Origin of the sequence: Sphingomonas faeni (assembly GCF_030817315.1) — a bacterium.
Classification (GTDB): Bacteria; Pseudomonadota; Alphaproteobacteria; order Sphingomonadales; family Sphingomonadaceae; genus Sphingomonas; species Sphingomonas faeni_C.
Map to the genome: position 1 here is coordinate 1,080,039 of NZ_JAUSZF010000001.1, position 19,694 is coordinate 1,099,732.

The 19,694-nt window shown below is 65.2% G+C and carries 18 protein-coding genes; 12 read left to right on the forward strand and 6 right to left on the reverse strand.

The annotated features are described in order from the left end of the window. The first annotated feature begins 1 nt into the window (after position 1). Positions 2-2,167 (forward strand): RNA degradosome polyphosphate kinase, encoded by a 2,166-nt coding sequence (locus QFZ54_RS05060; protein WP_307085017.1) that lies wholly within the window; start codon positions 2-4, stop codon positions 2,165-2,167. After that, on the forward strand, positions 2,164-3,675 hold the full coding sequence (locus tag QFZ54_RS05065) for a Ppx/GppA family phosphatase (RefSeq protein WP_307085020.1): 1,512 nt from the start codon (positions 2,164-2,166) through the stop codon (positions 3,673-3,675). Before QFZ54_RS05060 ends, QFZ54_RS05065 begins: the two co-directional genes overlap by 4 nt. Positions 3,676-3,706: 31 nt before the next feature. Here QFZ54_RS05065 and QFZ54_RS05070 read toward each other — a convergent pair whose 3' ends face one another. Both QFZ54_RS05070 and rnd read right to left on the reverse strand, forming a co-directional pair. Next, a complete protein-coding gene (locus QFZ54_RS05070; protein WP_307085022.1) occupies positions 3,707-4,003 on the reverse strand; it encodes an I78 family peptidase inhibitor in 297 nt (98 codons plus the stop codon). Next, positions 4,000-5,175, reverse strand: a complete 1,176-nt coding sequence (gene rnd / locus QFZ54_RS05075) for a ribonuclease D (protein WP_307085023.1) — start codon at positions 5,173-5,175, stop codon at positions 4,000-4,002. Before rnd ends, QFZ54_RS05070 begins: the two co-directional genes overlap by 4 nt. A 91-nt stretch (positions 5,176-5,266) precedes the next feature. On the opposite strand from rnd, the gene aspS reads away from it, so the two are divergent. From aspS to QFZ54_RS05095, 4 genes are all read left to right on the forward strand, one after another. Next, entirely contained in the window at positions 5,267-7,090 is a 1,824-nt protein-coding gene (gene aspS, locus QFZ54_RS05080; protein WP_307085024.1) for an aspartate--tRNA ligase, read from the forward strand. Positions 7,091-7,310: 220 nt separating this feature from the next. Then, the gene (locus tag QFZ54_RS05085) at positions 7,311-8,360 is read left to right on the forward strand and encodes an APC family permease (protein WP_307085026.1); all 1,050 of its coding nucleotides are present in this window, start codon (positions 7,311-7,313) and stop codon (positions 8,358-8,360) included. Then, the gene (locus tag QFZ54_RS05090) at positions 8,348-8,665 is read left to right on the forward strand and encodes a hypothetical protein (protein WP_307085028.1); all 318 of its coding nucleotides are present in this window, start codon (positions 8,348-8,350) and stop codon (positions 8,663-8,665) included. Before QFZ54_RS05085 ends, QFZ54_RS05090 begins: the two co-directional genes overlap by 13 nt. Next, positions 8,662-9,438: a polyphosphate kinase 2 family protein gene (locus tag QFZ54_RS05095; RefSeq protein ID WP_307085030.1), complete on the forward strand. Its 777-nt coding sequence runs from the start codon at positions 8,662-8,664 to the stop codon at positions 9,436-9,438. The genes QFZ54_RS05090 and QFZ54_RS05095 overlap by 4 nt, the downstream gene beginning before the upstream one ends. On the opposite strand, the gene QFZ54_RS05100 is transcribed toward QFZ54_RS05095, so the two are convergent. Continuing rightward, a complete protein-coding gene (locus QFZ54_RS05100) occupies positions 9,424-10,065 on the reverse strand; it encodes a carbonic anhydrase (RefSeq protein WP_307085032.1) in 642 nt (213 codons plus the stop codon). The genes QFZ54_RS05095 and QFZ54_RS05100 overlap by 15 nt on opposite strands. A gap of 178 nt (positions 10,066-10,243) precedes the next feature. On the opposite strand from QFZ54_RS05100, the gene lipA reads away from it, so the two are divergent. After that, positions 10,244-11,170 carry a lipoyl synthase gene (lipA, locus tag QFZ54_RS05105; RefSeq protein WP_307085034.1) on the forward strand — a complete coding sequence of 309 codons (927 nt, stop codon included), beginning with the start codon at positions 10,244-10,246 and terminating at the stop codon, positions 11,168-11,170. Continuing rightward, a complete protein-coding gene (locus tag QFZ54_RS05110; protein ID WP_307085037.1) occupies positions 11,170-11,673 on the forward strand; it encodes a type II toxin-antitoxin system RatA family toxin in 504 nt (167 codons plus the stop codon). The genes lipA and QFZ54_RS05110 overlap by 1 nt, the downstream gene beginning before the upstream one ends. Here the strand turns inward: QFZ54_RS05110 and QFZ54_RS05115 are convergent. Genes QFZ54_RS05115 through QFZ54_RS05125 form a run of 3 tightly spaced genes read right to left on the reverse strand, consistent with a single transcriptional unit; the run spans position 11,589 to position 13,818 of the window. Continuing rightward, positions 11,589-12,134 carry a CinA family protein gene (locus QFZ54_RS05115; protein ID WP_307085039.1) on the reverse strand — a complete coding sequence of 182 codons (546 nt, stop codon included), beginning with the start codon at positions 12,132-12,134 and terminating at the stop codon, positions 11,589-11,591. The two genes, QFZ54_RS05110 and QFZ54_RS05115, sit on opposite strands and share 85 nt — an antisense overlap. Then, on the reverse strand, positions 12,134-12,670 hold the full coding sequence (locus tag QFZ54_RS05120) for a hypothetical protein (RefSeq protein ID WP_307085041.1): 537 nt from the start codon (positions 12,668-12,670) through the stop codon (positions 12,134-12,136). Before QFZ54_RS05120 ends, QFZ54_RS05115 begins: the two co-directional genes overlap by 1 nt. Continuing rightward, positions 12,667-13,818: a bifunctional 2-C-methyl-D-erythritol 4-phosphate cytidylyltransferase/2-C-methyl-D-erythritol 2,4-cyclodiphosphate synthase gene (locus tag QFZ54_RS05125; protein ID WP_307085043.1), complete on the reverse strand. Its 1,152-nt coding sequence runs from the start codon at positions 13,816-13,818 to the stop codon at positions 12,667-12,669. Before QFZ54_RS05125 ends, QFZ54_RS05120 begins: the two co-directional genes overlap by 4 nt. Before the next feature lie 91 nt (positions 13,819-13,909). Between QFZ54_RS05125 and dusB the strand changes: the two genes are divergently transcribed. Genes dusB through QFZ54_RS05145 form a run of 4 tightly spaced genes read left to right on the forward strand, consistent with a single transcriptional unit; the run spans position 13,910 to position 19,690 of the window. Next, entirely contained in the window at positions 13,910-14,908 is a 999-nt protein-coding gene (gene dusB / locus QFZ54_RS05130; RefSeq protein WP_307085045.1) for a tRNA dihydrouridine synthase DusB, read from the forward strand. Continuing rightward, the gene (locus tag QFZ54_RS05135; RefSeq protein ID WP_307085049.1) at positions 14,895-15,959 is read left to right on the forward strand and encodes a two-component system sensor histidine kinase NtrB; all 1,065 of its coding nucleotides are present in this window, start codon (positions 14,895-14,897) and stop codon (positions 15,957-15,959) included. Before dusB ends, QFZ54_RS05135 begins: the two co-directional genes overlap by 14 nt. Beyond that, on the forward strand, positions 15,956-17,398 hold the full coding sequence (gene ntrC / locus QFZ54_RS05140; RefSeq protein WP_307085051.1) for a nitrogen regulation protein NR(I): 1,443 nt from the start codon (positions 15,956-15,958) through the stop codon (positions 17,396-17,398). Before QFZ54_RS05135 ends, ntrC begins: the two co-directional genes overlap by 4 nt. Before the next feature lie 51 nt (positions 17,399-17,449). Next, positions 17,450-19,690 (forward strand): sensor histidine kinase, encoded by a 2,241-nt coding sequence (locus QFZ54_RS05145; protein WP_307085053.1) that lies wholly within the window; start codon positions 17,450-17,452, stop codon positions 19,688-19,690. Positions 19,691-19,694: the final 4 nt, after the last annotated feature.

A 19,694-nucleotide genomic window follows, 5' to 3' on the forward strand; every position in this document is an offset into this window, starting at 1 on the left:
GATGAACCGTCCAGCACATATCGTCCGCCAATCGGAAGACGACGACGATCCCATCGGCGCACAGCCGAACGACCGGTTCTTCAACCGTGAGCTCTCCTGGCTCGCGTTCAACCGTCGTGTGCTGGAGGAGGCATGCAACCCCGCGCATCCGCTGCTCGAGCGGCTCCGCTTCCTGTCGATCTCGGGCTCGAACCTCGACGAGTTTTTCATGGTCCGTGTCGCCGGCTTGAAAGGCCAGCAGACACAGGATGTCGATCGGCGCTCGGCGGACGGGCTCACCGCAGGCCAGCAGTTGACGGCGATCGTCCGCGAAGCCGACGCGCTGATGGCAAGTCAGCAGGCGGTATGGGGCGATCTCCGCGTGCTGCTCGACGACGCGGGGCTGTTCGTCCTTCGCCGCGAAGCCATCGAAGGCGAGGCCGACGAGTGGCTCGAAACGCATTTCCGTGACCAGATCTTCCCGATCTTGACCCCGCAGGCGCTCGACCCCGCGCATCCCTTCCCGTTCATCCCGAACCGCGGCCTGTCGGTGATCTTCGACCTCGTCCGCATCTCGGACAACGAGCCGGTTCGCGAACTCGTCATGCTCCCGCACACGATGACGCGCTTCATCCGCCTGCCCGGCGAGCCGGCGCGCTATATCGCGGTCGAGACGCTGCTGAAGCGGTTCGCACCCGTTCTATTCCCCGGCTACGAAGTCCTCGCCGCTGCCAGTTTCCGCGTGCTGCGCGACAGCGACATGGAGATCGAGGAGGAAGCCGAGGACCTCGTCCGCTACTTCGCCAACGCGATCAAGCGCCGCCGCCGTGGCCGGGTGATCCGGCTCGAACTCGAAACCGGGATTCCCGACGTGCTCGCCGCGGTCCTCAAGGACGAACTCGGCGGCGCCGACGCGATCATCACCGAGAGCGGCAACCTGCTCGGCATCGTCGACCTCGACGGACTGGTCGACGAGGACCGCCCCGACCTCAAGTTCCCGCCCTTCACGCCACGATTTCCCGAGCGGATCCGCGAATTCGGCGGCGATTGCTTTGCGGCGATCAAGGCCAAGGACATCGTCGTCCACCACCCGTACGAGACGTTCGAAGTGGTGCTCGCCTTCCTCAAACAGGCGGCGAACGATCCGGATGTGGTGGCGATCAAGCAGACGCTCTACCGCGCCGGCAAACAGCCCGCGGTCATCAACGCGCTGATCACCGCAGCCGAGGCGGGCAAGTCGGTCACCGCAGTCGTCGAGCTGAAGGCGCGGTTCGACGAAGAGCAGAACATGGTCTGGGCCTCCGCACTGGAGCGCGCGGGCGTACAGGTCGTCTACGGCTTCATCGATTGGAAGACGCACGCGAAGGTCTCGCTGGTCGTCCGCCGCGAAGGCCAGGCGTTCCGCACCTACTGCCATTTCGGCACCGGCAATTATCACCCGGTCACCGCCAAGATCTACACCGACCTCAGCTTCTTCACCGCCGACGCCGCGGTCGGGCGCGATGCGGCGCAGATGTTCAACTACATCACGGGGTACGTCGAACCCACCGACATGGCGCGCGTCAGCCTGAGCCCGCGTGACCTCCGCCAGAACCTGATGAACCTGATCGACGTCGAGATCGCCAACGCGCGCGCCGGCAAGCCCGCCGGCGTCTGGGCGAAGATGAACTCGCTGGTCGACCCTGCGGTGATCGAGAAGCTCTACGAAGCGAGCGGGGCAGGGGTCGAGATCGACCTCATCATCCGCGGCATCTGCTGCCTGCGCCCTGGCGTGCCGGGGTTGTCCGAGACGATCCGGGTGAAATCGGTGATCGGCCGGTTTTTGGAGCACAGCCGGATCTGGGCATTCGGTAACGGCAAGGCGCTCCCCAACGACGGCGCTAAGCTATTCATTTCGTCGGCCGACTGGATGCCGCGGAATTTCGACCGCCGCGTCGAATACATGCTGCCGATCCTCAACCCGACCGTCCACGACCAGATCCTCGATCAGGTGATGGTCGCGAACCTGATCGACAACGAGCAGAGTTGGGAGCTAGGCCCCGACGGCGAATATAGCCGCGTCGATCCCGGCGACCGCCCGTTCAACCTGCATCGGTATTTCATGACCAACCCGTCTCTCTCCGGCCGCGGCGCCTCGCTCGCGACCAGCAACGCCGTGCCGACTCTGTCGCTTCGGCGAAAACGATGAGCGTCACGAATATCCTGTTCGGCAATTCCACGCCCAAGGCCGAGACCGACGATCACCCGCGTACGGGGATCATCGACATCGGCTCGAACTCGATCCGGCTGGTCGTGTATCAGGGCCCGCCGCGTCTTCCCGCGATCCGCTTCAACGAGAAGGTTCTGGCCGGGCTCGGACGCGGACTTGCCGCGACCGGTGCGATCGAGAAGTCGGCGTTGAAGACGGCACGCGTCGCCCTCGCGCGCTTCGCTGCGGTGGCGAAGGAAATGGAGTGCTCGACGCTCCGTACGGTCGCCACGGCGGCGGTACGCGATGCGAAGAACGGAGGCGAACTCATTGCAGCCGCTGAACAACTCGGCCTGAAGGTCGAGACTCTGTCCGGCGAACAGGAGGCCAGCGCAGCCGGCTATGGCGTCCTCTCCGCGATCCCCGAAGCAGACGGCATCGTCGGCGATCTCGGCGGCGGCAGTCTGGAACTCGTCCGCGTCCGCCGCGGCAAGATCGAGGACCGCGTCTCGTTTCCGCTCGGCGTCCTGCGAATCGGTCCGATCCGGGCGAAGCGCGGCAAGGTGCTCGCCCGCTACGTGGCGCGTCTGGTGCGCGAGGCCGGCTGGACCGCGAAAGGGCAGGGGCTTCCGCTCTATCTCGTCGGCGGGTCGTGGCGGGCGCTGGCGCGGCTCGACATGGAGTTGTCGGATTATCCGCTGCCGATCATCCACCAATATTCGATGTCCGCGGCAACGGTCACGCGCCTGAGCCGGACCATCCCACAACTGTCCAAGCCGCGCCTGAAGGCGATCCCGGGCCTGTCGTCGGGCCGCACGGCAACGCTCGCCGACGCCGCAGCGCTTCTCGGCGTGTTGATGCGGCAACTCGGTAGCCGGACCACGGTCGTGTCCGCCTACGGCCTGCGCGAAGGCCTTCTCTACGAGCACCTCAAGCCCGCAGACCGCGCGCTCGATCCGCTCATCGTCGCCGCGCGCGAAGAGGGACGCCTCCTCGGCCGCTTCCCCGAGCACGGCGACCTTCTCGACCGCTGGATTGCGCCGCTGTTCGCAACCGAGCTGCCGGCAATGGCCCGCATTCGCCACACGGCATGCCTCCTCGCCGACGTAGGCTGGCGCGCCAACCCCGAGTTCCGCGCCGAACGTGGCGTAGAGGTCGCGCTGCACGGCAATTGGGTCGCGATCGACGCGCCCGGGCGGGGAATGTTGGCGCAAGCCCTCTACACGAGCCTCGGTGGCGACTTGGCGGCGGCAGATCCTGTCGGACGGCTGGCACCGCCGGCGGCAGTGAAGAGCGCGACCGCCTGGGGCTTGGCAATGCGCCTGGGCCAGCGAATGAGCGGCGGCCTCGCAGGACCCCTCAAACGCTCAAGCCTCGCCGACGACGGCGTGTCGCTCACGCTGACGTTGCGCTCGGACGATCGCGGGCTTTACGGAGAAGCGGTGGAACGGCGCCATGCCGCCCTCGCGGCTGCCCTGAGCCGCAGGCCGTTGCTAGCTCTCGCCTAGATCCCCCCCGGAAGGGGGCGGATCAAAGCGATCAGGCGCAGGTAAACCGTTCGATCCGGCCCTTGGCATCGACATAAACGTTCAGTCGGTCGGACCGGAAGTCCATCGTGACGGCCGTGTTCGGCGCGATCCACCGGAGCGTACGCGCACCCGACCACGTCTGCATGACGTCCGCCCGAGCATCGCTGGCCCGCTTCCCGACCAGATCGCCCAGAGCGTCCGCGTTGCAGGCGGCCGCGACCGGCGGATCGGCAGGCGTCTCGCCCCGCATCTCGACCGGCGTACACGCGGCCGATGCCAGTAACGCCACAACCATGACGACCCTCATGCGGCATCCTCCGTACGCGTCATCTTCAGTTTGCCGCCGATGACCGCAAACGCGAGCCGCCCCTCGACCAGATCGAGCGCATCGCGCCCGAACTGATCGAACCGCCAGCCCTCCAGCATCGGCAACCCGGTACGAACCCCGGCTGCCAAAGCCTCCAGTTCATCGGTCCGAGCGAGAAGTTTCGACGCAACATCGATGTCGCGCGACCGGATCTTCAACAGCAGCTTGAGCAGGTCCGCGACCAGCGAGCCCTCCTTGCCAAGCCCCGGCTTGCGATCGTCGCGGGGCGGCAGTTCGTCCTCGCCAAGCGGTTGCGCACCCTCGATCGCGGCCATCAGACGTCCGCCGATGTCGTTGCCGGCCCAGGTCGCCGACAGCCCGCGCACGCGCGCCAGATCCGCCTGCTTGCGCGGCGGATGCCCCGCCATGTCGCCCAGCGTCTCGTCCTTGACGATCCGCCCGCGCGGCAGGTCCTTCGCCTGCGCCTCAAGCTCACGCCACCGCGCCAGCGCCTTAAGCCGCCCCAGCACGTCAGGCTTGCGCCCCGAGATCCGCACGCGCTTCCACGCCAGATCCGGATCGTTCGCGTAATTGGCGATATCGCCGAGCCGCTCCATCTCCTGATCGAGCCACACCCCGCGCCCCGTTTTCCGCAACCGCTCCAGCATCTTCGGGAAAATCTTCGAGAGATGCGTCACGTCGCCGATCGCATATTCGATCTGTCGCGCATCCAGCGGCCGGCGCGCCCAGTCGGTGAACCGCGCACCCTTGTCGACCGCGATGCCGAGCCAACTGTCGACGAGGTTAGAATAGCCGATCTGTTCCCCCTGCCCGAGCGCCATGGCCGCGACCTGCGTGTCGAACAGCGGGAAGGGCGTCTTGCCGGTGAGGTTGTAGACGATCTCGATGTCCTGCCCACCTGCGTGGACGACCTTCAGCACGTCGTGATTCTCGACGAGCAGGTCGAGCAGCGGCTTCAGGTCGATGCCCGGCGCCATCGGGTCGATCGCCGCGGCTTCCTTGTCGTCGGCGATCTGGATCAGGCAGAGTTCCGGGTAATAGGTGCTCTCACGCATGAATTCGGTGTCGACGCACACATAGTCGGCGTCGGCCATTCGAGCGCACAGATTGGCGAGCGTGGCACTGTCGGAGATAAGCGGGTGGATATGCATCACGTTTCCATAGCGAGGGTCCGGCGGCTTGACAAAGGCCGGTAGGGAAGGGAAGCGCGAGGCACCTGTTTATCGTCCGAGAAGACCCATCATGCACGCCTATCGCACCCATAACTGCGCCGCCCTCCGCCCCGAACAGGTCGGCGAAGAGGTTCGCGTCTCCGGCTGGGTCCACAAGAAGCGCGATCACGGCGACCTCGTCTTCATCGATCTGCGCGATCACTACGGCATCACGCAGATCGTCACCGACGTCAGCGGCCCGGTTTTCAAGGTCATCGAAGGCCTGAAGAGCGAAAGCGTCGTCACGATCACCGGCAAGGTCACGGCGCGAGCGCCGGAAGCCGTCAACCCTAACCTGCCCACCGGCGGCATCGAGATCCGCGCGACCGCCGCGACCGTCCAGTCGATGGCCGGCGAGCTGCCGATGCCGGTCGCGGGCGAGGCCGAGTATCCTGAGGATATCCGCCTGCGTTATCGCTATCTCGACCTCCGCCGCGAGCGGCTCCACGCCAACATCATGCTCCGCAGCCAGGTGATAACATCGCTGCGCAACCGCATGAACTCGCAGGGTTTCACCGAATTCCAGACGCCGATCCTGACCGCGTCGTCGCCCGAGGGCGCGCGCGATTACCTCGTGCCGAGCCGCGTCCATCCGGGCAAGTTTTACGCGCTCCCGCAGGCGCCGCAGATGTTCAAGCAGCTGCTGATGGTCGCCGGCTTCGACCGTTATTTCCAGATCGCACCATGTTTCCGCGACGAGGACGCTCGCGCCGATCGTTCGCCCGGTGAGTTCTATCAGCTCGATTTCGAGATGAGCTTCGTCACGCAGGACGACGTGTTCGCGGCAATCGAGCCCGTGCTGCACGGCGTGTTCGAGGAATTCGCCGACTGGCAGGGCAAGAGTCGTCAGGTCTCGGCATTGCCGTTCAAGCGCATCCCCTACCGCGAATCGATGCTGAAGTACGGCAGCGACAAGCCCGATTTGCGCAACCCGATCCTGATCCACGACGTCGGCCATCACTTCGTCGATTCGGGGTTCGGCCTGTTCGCCGGGATCATCGCCGGCGGCGACGTGGTCCGCGCGATCCCCGCGCCGAACACCGCCGACAAGAGCCGCAAATTCTTCACCGACATGAACGACTGGGCGCGCGCCGAGGGTCATGCCGGGCTCGGCTACATCACCCAGAAGAACGGCGAGCTGGGCGGTCCGATCGCCAAGAACCATGGCGAGGAAGCGACGCGGAAGCTGATCGCCGAGATGGGTCTCGGTCCGAACGATGGCATCTTCTTCGCCGCCGGCAAGGAACTCCCCGCATCGAAGCTCGCCGGCGCAGCGCGTGCCCGGATCGGTGCCGACTTGGGGCTGATCGACGAGAACCGCTTCGAGTTCTGCTGGATCGTCGACTTCCCGATGTTCGAATATGACGAGGACGCCAAGAAGGTCGATTTCAGCCACAACCCGTTCTCGATGCCGCAGGGCGAGATGGAGGCGCTGGAGACGAAGGACCCGCTCGATATCCTGGCGTATCAGTACGATATCGTCTGCAACGGCGTCGAGCTGTCGTCGGGCGCGATCCGGAACCATCGTCCGGAGATCATGTACAAGGCGTTCGAGATCGCCGGTTATACGCAGGCCGACGTCGACACGAACTTCGCCGGCATGATCAACGCGTTCAAGGTCGGCGCGCCCCCCCATGGCGGCTCGGCACCGGGTATCGACCGGATGGTCATGCTGCTCGCGGGCGAGCCGAACATCCGCGAGGTTGTGCTGTTCCCGATGAACCAGAAGGCCGAGGACCTGATGATGGGCGCACCAAGCCCGGTCAGCGCCAAGCAGCTCAAGGAACTCAACATCCGCCTGACGGTCGATGGTCCGAAGGACCCGGCAAAGGTCGTCGCCCCCAACGCGGGGTGATGCAACTGTCCCTCGCCCCTACGGGGAGAGGGAAAGAGGCGCGCTTGCGCCGGGAGGGTGAGGGGCGGTTGGTTTGCGCCAACTTCCCCTCACCCTCCCACCCGCAAGTGCGGCCGGGCCCCTCCCTCTCCCCGAAGGGGCGAGGGCAGAACGTTAAACACCCCACCGCTTTCGCCAACCCCACAACCATGCAAATACCCCCACACGATAAGGGGTAGGCATGCTCGAAGATCGGACGACACCGGCCGCACCGCCCACCCTGATCCGCAGCCTCGGCGTCACCGGCGTCCTGTTCCTCACCCTTTCCGTCGCACCCCCCGCATCATCGGTGTTCGTCATCGTCCCCGGCATGCTCCAGGTCGCGGGAACCGGCGCAGTCTGGGCAACGCTCATCGCCGGGCTCGTCTGCGTCGCCACCGCCTTCGTCTACGCCGAACTCTCGTCGGCATGGCCGGTCGCAGGCGGCGAGTATGTCGCCGTCCAGCAGACGCTCGGACCGATGGCAGGCTTCGTCATGCTCGGCGTCAACGTCTTCAACAACCTGCTCTTCCCACCGGTTGCAGGGCTCGGAGTCAGCGCGGTGCTCGGCACGCTCATCCCCGGACTCCCGCAGATCCCCATCGCGATCGCCGTCGTCGCAGGATCGACCTTGGTCGCGATCCTTCAGATCCGGGTCAACGCCTGGCTCACCGGTCTCTTCCTGCTGGTCGAGGTCATTGCAATCGTCGCCGTCGTCTGGCTCGGGCTCGCCGACACGGTCCGCCCGGTCGGCGACCTCCTGCTCCACCCGGTCATGCCGCAGGCCGGTGCGCTCGTCCCCGCGTCCGCCGCCTCGATCGGCCTCGCCACCTCGATCGCGATCTTCGCGCTCAACGGCGGCTACGGCGCGGCGGTGTATTTCGGCGAGGAGATGCTCGACGCCCCCCGGTTGATCGCCCGCGCGATCATGGCGTCGCTCGCGCTCACACTCCTGTTCGAGGGCATGCCGATCGTCGCCGTCCTCGTCGGCGCCTTCGATCTCCACGCCACACTCACCGCGGAAGACCCATTCGGCCTGCTCGTCGGCTTGCGCAGTGGGACCGCAATGGCAGACTGGATCTCGGTCGGCGTGGTCGTCGCGATCGTCAACGCGGTGATCGCCTGCATTCTCGCCTGCGCGCGGTTCTTCTACGGCACTGCGCGCGACGGATCCTGGGGCCGCCCGCTCGACCAGTGGATGGGTTCGGGATCGTCGCGTGCTTCCTGCCGCTCCAGTTATTGCTGGTCCTGAGCGGCACCGGCCTCGTCGCTATCTATGCCGGCATCTGCGTCGCGGTGATGGTCGGCAGGCGGACCGGCAAGACGAGCCATGCGCCGTACCGGATGCCGCTCTACCCGCTGGCGCCGGTCGTGACGTTGCTCGCACTCGGCTATGTCGGCTGGACCAGTTGGCTCGATCTCGAAGAGGGGCGCCCGGGCCTGATCGCGACGGCCGTGCAGATCGTGGGCTCTGCCTGCTATTATTGTTTCGTTCTGCGCCGACGCGGGCCCTGGAACGTTCTCATCCCGAAACTGGCGACGGAGCGCGATGCATGACGATACATCTGGCCGATTACGAAGACGGCGCTGACTATGCCGGTAGATACAAGCACGACCTGAAGAAACTTCAGGAGCGTCTCGAGCATATCCAGGTCGCGCACATCGTGCACGGCAAGCGCGCAATCGTCATGCTCGAAGGCTGGGACGCGGCGGGGAAGGGCGGCATCATCCAGCGACTTTCCGCCGAATGGGATCCGCGCAACTATAAGGTGTGGCCGATCGCCGCGCCGACGGCGGACGAAAAGGCGCATCATTTCCTCTGGCGTTTCTGGAAGCGATTGCCCGCCAACGGCAACATCGCGATCTTCGACCGCAGCTGGTATGGTCGCGTCCTGGTCGAGCGGGTCGAGGGGTTCGCCAGCGATGCCGAATGGCGTCACGGCTATGATGAGATCAACGCTTTCGAAACCCAACAGGTCGAGAGCGGCACGACGCTGATCAAGCTGTTCGTCCATACCACGCAGAAGGAACAGGACCGGCGCCTCGAAGCACGCCTGCTCGATCCGTGGAAGCATTGGAAGACGGGCCTCGACGATTACCACAACCGGTCGCGGCGAAAAGAGTATCTGGAGGCGATGGACGAGATGTTCGCGCGTACCGATACCGCGACGGCGCCGTGGTCCGTGATCGACGGCAACGACAAAAAGGCGGCCCGGATCGCAGCGCTGACGCTGATCGCGGACCGCCTCGAAGCTGGCGTCTCGATGGAACCGCCCCCGCTCGACCCGAAGGTCGAGAAGGTAGCGCGGAAGGCGTTAGGCCTTAGCTGACTTCGCCTCTGCTGCTTCAGCCTGGATGAACTTGTCATCCTCGTTGAGCAGCAGCATCTGGCCCTTGTCGATCCCGAAATAGGCGCCGCGAAGTGCGAGCGTGCCCGCGGCTTCGGCTTCCGTCACGAACGGGAACGTGCGCAGGTTGGCGATCGAGGTGCGGACCGACTCGAGCTCCATCTCGCGACCAGCCTGTTCGCTCTCGCCGTACTTCGAGATCACCTTCTCCCGTGCACCGTCGAGCAGGCTGACCCAGTCGGAAACGAAGCCGCCAGCACCGTGGTCGGCATCGGCAAACGCTTGGGTCAACGCCGCCTTGCAGCCACCGCACTTCTCGTGGCCCATCACGACGATCTCTTCGACCTTCAGCTGAGTGACGGCGAACTCGATCGCTGCCGATACACCGTGATAGCCACCACCGGTTTCGAACGGCGGCACGAGGTTGGCGACGTTGCGAACGACGAACACTTCGCCCGGCAGGGTGTCGAAAATCTGGGCTGGTTCGACGCGGCTGTCGGAGCAGGCGATGATCATCACCTTCGGGCTCTGGCCGTCCCGCAGTTCCGCCCAGCGCTCCCGCTGCTCCTCCCAGGGGCCGTCCTTAAACCGATGATAACCTTCGATCATTTCCGGAAAGTGAGTTGGCACAGCTAGCCTTTCATATCAGTTTACGTTCCAACATGACAAACCTGTCATGTTGGAACATGTTCCCTACGATAATTTATCGGGTCCGCAAGCCGGCGTCACCAGGTTGTGCGATCCACTACCATTGTCTCGACGCAAGGGCGGGGCTATCTGGCACGGCATGAACGACATGACCCCGATGGTTGCGCCCGTCCGTGCGCGCAAGCCCGACTGGATCCGCGTCAAGGCGCCGACCTCCGCTGGTTTTGCAAAGACTCGCGAACTCATGCGGTCGAAAAGCCTGACCACCGTCTGCGAAGAGGCGGCGTGCCCGAACATCGGCGAATGCTGGTCGAAGAAGCACGCGACGGTCATGATCCTCGGCGACACCTGCACGCGGGCGTGTGCGTTCTGCAACGTGAAGACCGGCATGCCCCGCGCGGTCGATCGGATGGAGCCGCAGAACGTCGCCGATGCGGCGGCGCAGATGGGCCTCAACCACATCGTCATCACCTCGGTCGATCGCGACGATCTGCCCGACGGTGGTGCGTCGCAGTTCGTCAAGGTGATCCAGGCGATCCGTGCGTCGAACCCGACGACCACGATCGAGATCCTGACCCCCGACTTTCGCAACAAGGCGCAGGCCGCGATCGAGTCGATCGTCGAGGCGCGCCCCGACGTCTACAACCACAATCTCGAGACGGTGCCTCGGCTCTACCCGACGATCCGCCCCGGCGCGCGCTACTACGCGTCGTTGCGCCTTTTGGAGAGCGTCAAGAAGCATGACCCGTCGATCTTCACCAAGTCCGGCGTGATGCTCGGGCTCGGCGAGGAGCGTCTCGAGATCCATCAGGTGATGGACGACATGCGCTGCGCCGACATCGATTTCCTGACGATGGGCCAGTATCTCCAGCCCACGCCGCGCCACGCGAAGGTCGCCGAGTTCGTGCCACCCAAGGCGTTCGATGCCTATGCCTCGATCGCCCGCGCCAAGGGCTTCATGCTCGTTGCGTCGTCGCCGCTGACCCGGTCGAGCTACCACGCGGGCGACGATTTCGCTCAGCTTCGTGCCAACCGCGATGCCAAGCTTGGGGTCGTGCGCATCTGATGCCGAAGCATTCGGAAACGCGTCACCTGCCGTACACGCCTGAGCAGATGTTCGAGCTCGTGGCCGATGTCGGCCGCTATGCAGAGTTCCTGCCATGGGTCAGCGCGATGCGCGTGCGCTCGAACAGCGAGACGGAAACGCTCGCCGACATGATCGTTGGCTTCAAGGGCTTGCGCGAGACGTTTACCTCGCGCGTCCAGAAGGTCCGACCGACCGAGCTGAACGTCGATTATGTCGACGGTCCGCTGAAATACCTGCGCAACGAATGGCATTTCCGGCCTGAGCCTCAGGGGTGCGCGGTCGATTTTACCGTCGACTTCGCGTTCAAAAACCGCATGTTCGAGATGATCGCCGGACAGGTGTTCGGCGCGGCGTTGCGCAAGATGATCGGCGCGTTCGAAACGCGCGCCGCCGAGCTTTACGGTGCCGAGTCTTCCGTGGCCGAATCTTCCGAGCCCGGCGCGTCCGGTAACAAGAGTTCGAGTGCACACAACGCCGCTTGAAGCCTGATCCCGCCGCGTCCGAGGTCGCCAAAATCCTTGCGATCGGCGTGAACGTCGGACGGGTCGCCGCCCTTTTCCGCACGACCGAACACGACGGTGCCGACCGGCTTCTTGAGTGATCCGCCACCCGGACCCGCAACGCCGGTAATGGCGACGGCGATGTCCGCGCCCGATTGCTTCAGCGCGGCTTGCGCCATGCTCCACGCGACGGCGATCGATACCGCCCCGAACGTTTCGAGCACGTCCGAGCTGATCTTGAGCACGCCCAGCTTGGCGTCGTTCGAATAGGTGACGAAGCCTACCTCGAACACGTTCGACGAACCGGGGATCTCGGTCAACGCCGCGGCGACCAGACCGCCCGTGCAGCTTTCGGCGACCGCGACCCGCCGGCCGATCGCGCGGTTCTGCTCGATCACCCTACGCGCGGCAGCGACCAGTTCGGCGGGAAGGATGGTATCCATCAGCGAGTCTCCACCGGGCACAGCAGCATCGCCACCGCGGCGATGTCACCGCCCCGCGGCTTCTGCGATTTCAGGTACCGCAACGTCTCCACGACGATGCCCGCGGTGTTGCGCGGCGGCAAGGGTTGAAGCAGCGTCAACATCCGGTCGATCGTTCCGCAATCGCGCGTTGCGATCCGACCGACGATCTGCGGCACCAGCAGCGTCGTCAGCAGCGGCCGCGCAAAATCCGAATCAAGCATCGCGTCGACCGCGGGATCGCTCAGCTTGACGATCGCAGCCCGAGCCGAGGGCCAGGCCCGGTCGGACTCGATCTGATAGCGATCGATCAGCGCGCTCGACTGCCGCCGGATCAGGCTCGCGGCGGGGAGTTGCGCCGCGCAGACGCGGCCGGTCTCGCGCAGGATGTCGGGCATCGCGACGAGCGTCAGCGATTCGGCCTCGGGCCCGGTGATGCAGCGCGGTTGCGCGACCGCCGGGCTGGCGAGGAATGCGACGGCAGCCAACGCCGCGCTGATCTTCATGCGGACCTTCACAGCGGCGCTCCGGGCACGCGAACGGTCGCGACCGCCTGCGCTGCAATCCCTTCGCCGCGGCCCGTAAAACCCAGTCGTTCGGTCGTCGTCGCCTTGACGCTGACCCGGTCGAGCGTCAGCCCGAGCAGATCGGCGATCCGCGCGGTCATTGTGGCACGGTGCGGGCCGATCTTCGGCGCCTCGCACATGATCGTCAGGTCGACGAAATCGATCCGCCCGCGCTTGTCGGCGATCAGCTTGGCGGCATGCTGGAGGAACTGCGCGGAGTCGGCGCCCTTCCACTGCGGGTCGCTCGGCGGGAAATGCGTGCCGATATCTCCGGCTGCGATCGTCCCCAGCAGCGCATCGGTCAGCGCGTGGAGCGCGACGTCGGCGTCGCTATGCCCCGACAGCCCCTGGTCATGCGGGATCAGGACGCCGCCGAGCCATAGCTCTTCACCGGTTTCGAGCCGGTGGACGTCGAAGCCCATCGCGGTGCGGGTCTCGTATGCGACACGCGCTTCGGCAGCCGCGAAATCTTCGGGGTGTGTGACTTTCTCAAGCATCGCCGAGCCCTGCACCAACGCGACGCCGACGCCAAGTCGTCGCACCATCTGCGCGTCGTCGGTGGCTTCCTCGTCTTCGGGCCAGACGGCGTGCGCGGCGCGTAACGCTTCCACGGAAAACGCCTGGGGAGTCTGCACCCGGTTGAGGTCCGCCCGCGGCACGATGTCGCCGAGCAGGACGCTTCCGCGCGCGAGCGTATCGGTTACCGGGAGGACGGGGATGGCAGCGTCCCTGGTCTTCAAGGCAGCAACCAACGAATCGATGACGCTCGCGGCGAGAAAAGGTCGGGCCGCATCGTGGATCATCACATGCGTCGCATCGCCGACCGCGGCGAGTCCATTCGCGACCGACTCGCGACGCGTCGCGCCGCCTGAGACGACCGTCGCATCGGCCCCAAGGGCCTCGACGGCAAACGTCCGCTGTCCTTCCGCCACCACAACGATCGTCCCGGTGATCGCCGGATGCCTGGAAAACGCTTCGTAGGAATAGGCGACCATCGGACGCCCGGCGATCGGCGCGAACTGCTTGGGAACCGATCCCCCGGCGCGCACGCCGGTTCCGGCGGCGACGATGATCGCGACGATACGCTGGGTCTGTGTCATGCTCGCGACCTAGCGGTTCGCCCCGACGCTCGCCAGTCTTGCGACCAGGCGCGGGACAGGGTAGGGCGATGCCTCTTTTTCAGGCACATTCATGCGTAACTTGTCCCCTATCCAGATCGGTCCCGTCCGGATCGAAAGCCCCGTCGTGCTCGCGCCGATGACCGGCGTCACCGACATGCCGTTCCGCACGCTCGTGCGACGCTATGGCTCGGGTCTCAACGTGACCGAGATGGTCGCGAGCCAGGCGGCCATCCGCGAGACGCGCCAGTCGTTGCAAAAGGCGGCGTGGGATCGGCTGGAGGAACCAGTCTCGATGCAGTTGATCGGCTGCACGCCGTACGAGATGGGCGAGGCGGCCAAGCTCAGCCAGGATCGTGGCGCGGCGATCATCGACATCAACATGGGCTGTCCGGTTCGCAAGGTCGTCAACGGCGATGCGGGCTCGGCACTCATGCGCGACACCAAGCTTGCGAGCGCGATCATCGACGCCACGGTGAAGGCGGTCGACGTGCCGGTGACGCTGAAGATGCGGATGGGGTGGTGCCACGACAGCCTGAACGCACCCGAACTCGCGCGGATCGCCGAGGATCTCGGCATCAAGCTGATCACCGTCCACGGTCGCACGCGCAACCAGATGTACAAGGGCAACGCCGACTGGGGCTTCGTCCGGAAGGTTAAGGACGCGGTGAGCGTGCCGGTCATCGTCAACGGTGACATCTGCACCATCGAGGACGCCGAGGCTGCGATGGACCAGTCGGGCGCCGATGGGCTGATGATCGGTCGCGGTGCCTATGGTCGCCCCTGGGTGCTGGGTCAGGTGATGGAGTGGTTCGCCACCGGTCGACGCATCGAAGACCCGTCGATCACCGATCAATATGACGCGATCGCAGGCCATTACGAGGCGATGCTCGAACATTACGGGATCGAGACCGGGGTCAATATGGCGCGCAAGCACATCGGCTGGTACACCAAGGGGCTGCCCGGTTCGGCCGAGTTCCGCAACAAGGTAAACCAGATCCCCGATCCCAAGCAGGTCAAGGCGATGCTGGCCGAGTTCTACGCCCCTTGGCGTGACCTTGCGGCGGCCTGATACGCCATCACGCAATCGGCCGGGGTTCGCGGAACTCTTCGCCGCACTGCCGGTGGCGGTGGTGGTCGTCGATCCCGATCATAGGGTCGCACACGCCAATGCGCTCGCCGAGCAACTGTTGAACCTGTCGGAACGGCTGATGGTCGGCCAACCGCTCGATGCGGTCATCCCGCCGCCGGATGATCCGCGAAATCGAGACGGACACGGGCTGGCGGTCTACGACACGGAAATATCGACGGTGCGTGGCGTGAAGATCCGCGTCGATTTCGCGGAGACGCAGATCGCCGATTATCCCGGCTGGCGAGCGATCACCCTGCACGCATCCGCGACTTCGCGGCGGCTTGGGCACTCCGCGGATCGCGCGGCCGGAGCAAGGGCGGCGGTCGGTGCCGCGGCGATGCTTGCGCATGAAATCAAGAATCCGCTGTCCGGTATCCGCGGGGCGGCGCAACTGTTGGGTACGGGCGAACTCACGACCCTGATCGTCACCGAAGTCGATCGCATCGCCGCACTGATCGACCGCATGCAGGATTTCAGCGACACGCGGCCCTTGCCGCTCGCCAGCGAGAACATCTACCCGCTGCTCGGTCACGCCCGTCGCCTTGCACTTGCCGGGTTCGCACGGGGCATCACGATCGAGGAACGCTTCGATCCATCGCTTCCGCCCGCACAGATCAACCGCGACGCGCTGCTGCAGATCGTCATAAACCTGCTCAAGAACGCCCGAGAAGCCGTTAGAAACGAACGTAAACCGCGGATCATAATGACGACGGCTTACCGTCATGGTATCACGGTCAGCTCGGCTCCCGGCAAGCCGCGCCTGCCGCTTCCGATCGAAATCTGCATTTTCGACAACGGTCCTGGCGCACCGGCCGACATCGCCGACCACCTGTTCGATCCGTTCGTATCCGGTCGGCGCGAAGGGCAGGGGCTTGGCCTCGCGCTCGTCGACAAGCTGACGAGAGACATGGGCGGCATCGTCCAATACGCCCGAGAAGGGATCCCGGAAATGACCGTTCTCCGCCTGTTGCTGCCAAGGGCGGCATCTTGAGCACGATATTGGTCGTCGACGACGATGCGGCGATCCGGACCGTCGTCGCACAGGCCTTGCGGCGCGCGGGCCATGACGTCTCCGTCGCGGACAGCCTGGCACAGCTCGAACGCGCACTCGCGGTGTCGTTGCCCGATGTGATCGTCACCGACGTCATTCTTCCCGACGGCGACGGTATCGATCATGTCCGCAGCATCTCGGCGCGTTTCCCTTTGCTGCCGATCATCGTCCTGTCCGCGCAGAACACGCTGACCACCGCGGTTCGCGCCGCGGAGGTCGGTGCCTACGAGTATCTTCCCAAGCCGTTCGATCTTGATGTTCTCGCTCGCGCGGTGACCGGGGCGCTCGCGCGCGGCGGCATGGTGTCCGACGACGATCTCCGCGACGAAGACCGGGCGCTGCCGCTCATCGGACGGTCGGCCGCGATGCAGGACGTGTACCGCGTCATCGCGCGGGTCGTTTCGAACGACCTGACCGTGCTGATCTCGGGCGAATCGGGGACCGGCAAGGAACTCGTCGCACGCGCGATCCATGATCTGGGCTCACGCAACGCGGCGCCATTCGTCGCGATCAACATGGCGGCTATTCCGCGCGAACTGATCGAAGCCGAGCTGTTCGGGCACGAGCGTGGCGCGTTCACCGGCGCCGCGACCCGCAACGCCGGTCGGTTCGAACAGGCATCGGGTGGCACGCTGTTCCTGGACGAGATCGGCGACATGCCGATGGAGGCGCAGACCCGGCTGCTTCGCGTCCTCCAGTCCGGCGAATTCACCAGTGTCGGTGGTGCCCGCACGATCCGTGTCGACGTCCGCATCGTTGCTGCCACCAATCGCGATCTCTCCGCGCAGGTAGCGAGCGGGCAGTTTCGCGAGGATCTGTTCTACCGTCTGAACGTCGTCCCGATCGAACTTCCCGCCTTGCGCGAACGTCGCCAGGACATTGCCTTGCTCGCGCGTCATTTTCTCGATCAGGCGGCGGTGCAGGGGCTGCCCCGGCGGCAACTTGCCGGCGATGCAATGACGGAGCTCGGCGCGCACGACTGGCCCGGCAACGTCCGGGAACTTGAGAACCTCATGCGCCGGCTTGCGGTATTGGCGCGTGACGAGGTGATCGGCGCCGACGTGATCCGCTCGATGATCGGTACCAGCGGCGCGAGCGCGCAGTCCATCGACGTGGACATCGGTCATGCGGTTCGCGCGCTGATCGAGCGGATCGCACGCGAGGATCCAAACGCGCTCGACGACGGCACGCTGTACGACCGCGTGATCGGCGACGTCGAGCGACCGCTGATCGAAGTCATGCTCGCGCGGCACGGTCAGAATCAGCTTCGGGCGGCGCGGGCGATGGGGATCAACCGGAATACGTTGCGCAAGCGGCTCGATACGCTTGGGATCGACATGGCTGAGGCCATTCGGGTCGACGACGCTAGTCGCCGCTGAAACGTCATTATGTGGTTTCCCGGCAACGGTTGACGTTGTATCACGGCAACGATGATCGCTTCCACGACGCTATCTGTGGATGATGACGAGCCTGGTTCGGGGTTCGCCGTAACGCCCGCCGTTGAGATGTTGGTGCTGGCCGTGGCCATCGCTACGGCCTTGGCGAGCTATTTCGTCATCGTTGGCAGCGACGCTCCGCAGCGTCTGATCCCGCCTCTGCTGGTTGCTTTCCTGCTCGTCGCCAATCTCGTGCCCGGTATCGCCTTGCTGATGCTGCTCGGTCGACGGATCGCCATGCGGCGCGCGGCCCGGTCGCCGGTCGGCGGCAAGGGACGGTTGCATGTCCGGTTGGTGGCGCTGTTCTCGATCGTCGCGGCGGTACCGATGCTGCTCGTCACGATCTTTGCGTCGTTGTTGTTCCAGTACGGCGTTCAGTTCTGGTATTCGGACCAGGCGCGCGGGATGCTGGAAAACGCGACGTCGCTCGCCCAATCGTCCTACGCGCGTCAGCTCAACCGCTGGCAGGAGGCGACGGTGACGATGGCCGGCGACATGTCGGGCTATCTTCGCGAACGTGCGCTGCAAAGCCCAGACTTTCCGGGTTGGTTCCTGCAACAGGTCTATTTCCGCAGCCTGTCGGAAGCGGCCTTGTTCAAGGTCTCGTCGGAAAACGAAATCCAGACCCTAGCCGTCGTCGATCCCTACAAGATCGATTTCGCGCGACAGGTCACGCCGCAGACGATCGCAAGGCTCCGCGCGGGGCAGTCCGCCGTCGTTACCGTAACGGGCGACCGGATTCAGACGATCACGCTGCTGCCCGGCTCCGACGAGCTGTTCCTGTACGCGGGCCGCGTCGAAGACACGAAGCAGATGTCGGAGCAGACGGAGCGCGCCAGCGAGGTGCTGACCAGCTACCGTTCGTTGCTGGCGCGCGCGCGAAGCCTTCAGTTGCGCTTCAATGCGGCCTTGCTCGCGATCTCGCTGCTGATCGTGGGCATTGCGGTCTGGATCGCACTGGCGGTTGCCGACCGTTTGGTGCGCCCGGTCGGTGAATTGGTCGACGCGGCACGGCGCGTCGCGGCCGGCGACCTGACCGCACGTGTCCCCGATCCGCGGAGCCGCGACGAGGTCGGCACGCTCGCGAACGCGTTCAACCAGATGACCGGGCGGCTGCAGGAACAAAATACCGAACTCGTTACCGCGAACAGCCAGCTGGAAAACCGGCGTGCGCTGATCGAAGCAGTGATGGCGGGGGTTTCTGCAGGCGTTATCGCGACGGGGCGCGAGCGGACGATCACGATTGCGAACGACTCCGCGACAGCGTTGCTGGGGACTGACGCCGGCGGACTGGTCGGACGCCGGCTCGCCGATGTCGCTCCCGAACTTGATGCAATGATCGATGACGGCGGCCGTGAAGCGATCGTCGAAGTCGGGCAGGGGGGCGACGCGCGGACCCTGGCGGTCCGCATCGCGCGTCCAGCAACGGGACCGATCCTAACGTTCGATGACATTACCCAGCAACTGCTCGATCAGCGCCGCGCGGCATGGTCCGATGTCGCGCGCCGGATCGCGCATGAGATCAAGAACCCGTTGACGCCCATCCAGCTTGCGGCCGAGCGGTTGCAGCGCCGCTACGGCGGCAAGATCGAGGCGCAGGACGGCACGTTCTCGCGGCTTACCGACACGATCATTCGGCAGGTCGGCGATCTGCGGCGCATGGTCGATGAGTTCTCGTCGTTTGCGCGGATGCCCAAGCCGGTATTCCGCGAGGAATCGCTGGTTGATGCGGCGCGTCAGGCGTTGTTTCTGCACGAAGTGGCGCATCCGGCCATCAGCTTCCAGCTGGTCAACGACGATCCTGGGCTCACACTCGTCTGCGACCGCCGACAGATCGGGCAGGCGCTCACGAACATCGTCAAGAATGCCGTCGAAGCTATTGAAACACGGTCGGAACCTGGTGGATCGGTGACGATGACCTTGTCCCGGGATCAGGAGCGTAGCGTCAGCATACAGGTGGCAGATACGGGTATCGGCCTCCCCGCCGATCGCGATCGTATCGTCGAGCCCTATGTGACGACGCGCGCGCGCGGCACGGGGCTCGGGCTTGCCATCGTTAAGAAGATCATCGAGGAGCATTGTGGAACGATCGGGTTTTCCGATCGACCGGGCGGTGGCACTGTCGTCACCATGATCTTCGACGCCAAGGCGCTGGCCGCGCTTGACCAGGGGGCATCGCCACCCGAGTTGGCAGGGGAGGGGCAACTCCCCACCATGACTCGCAACCGGACATGATTTG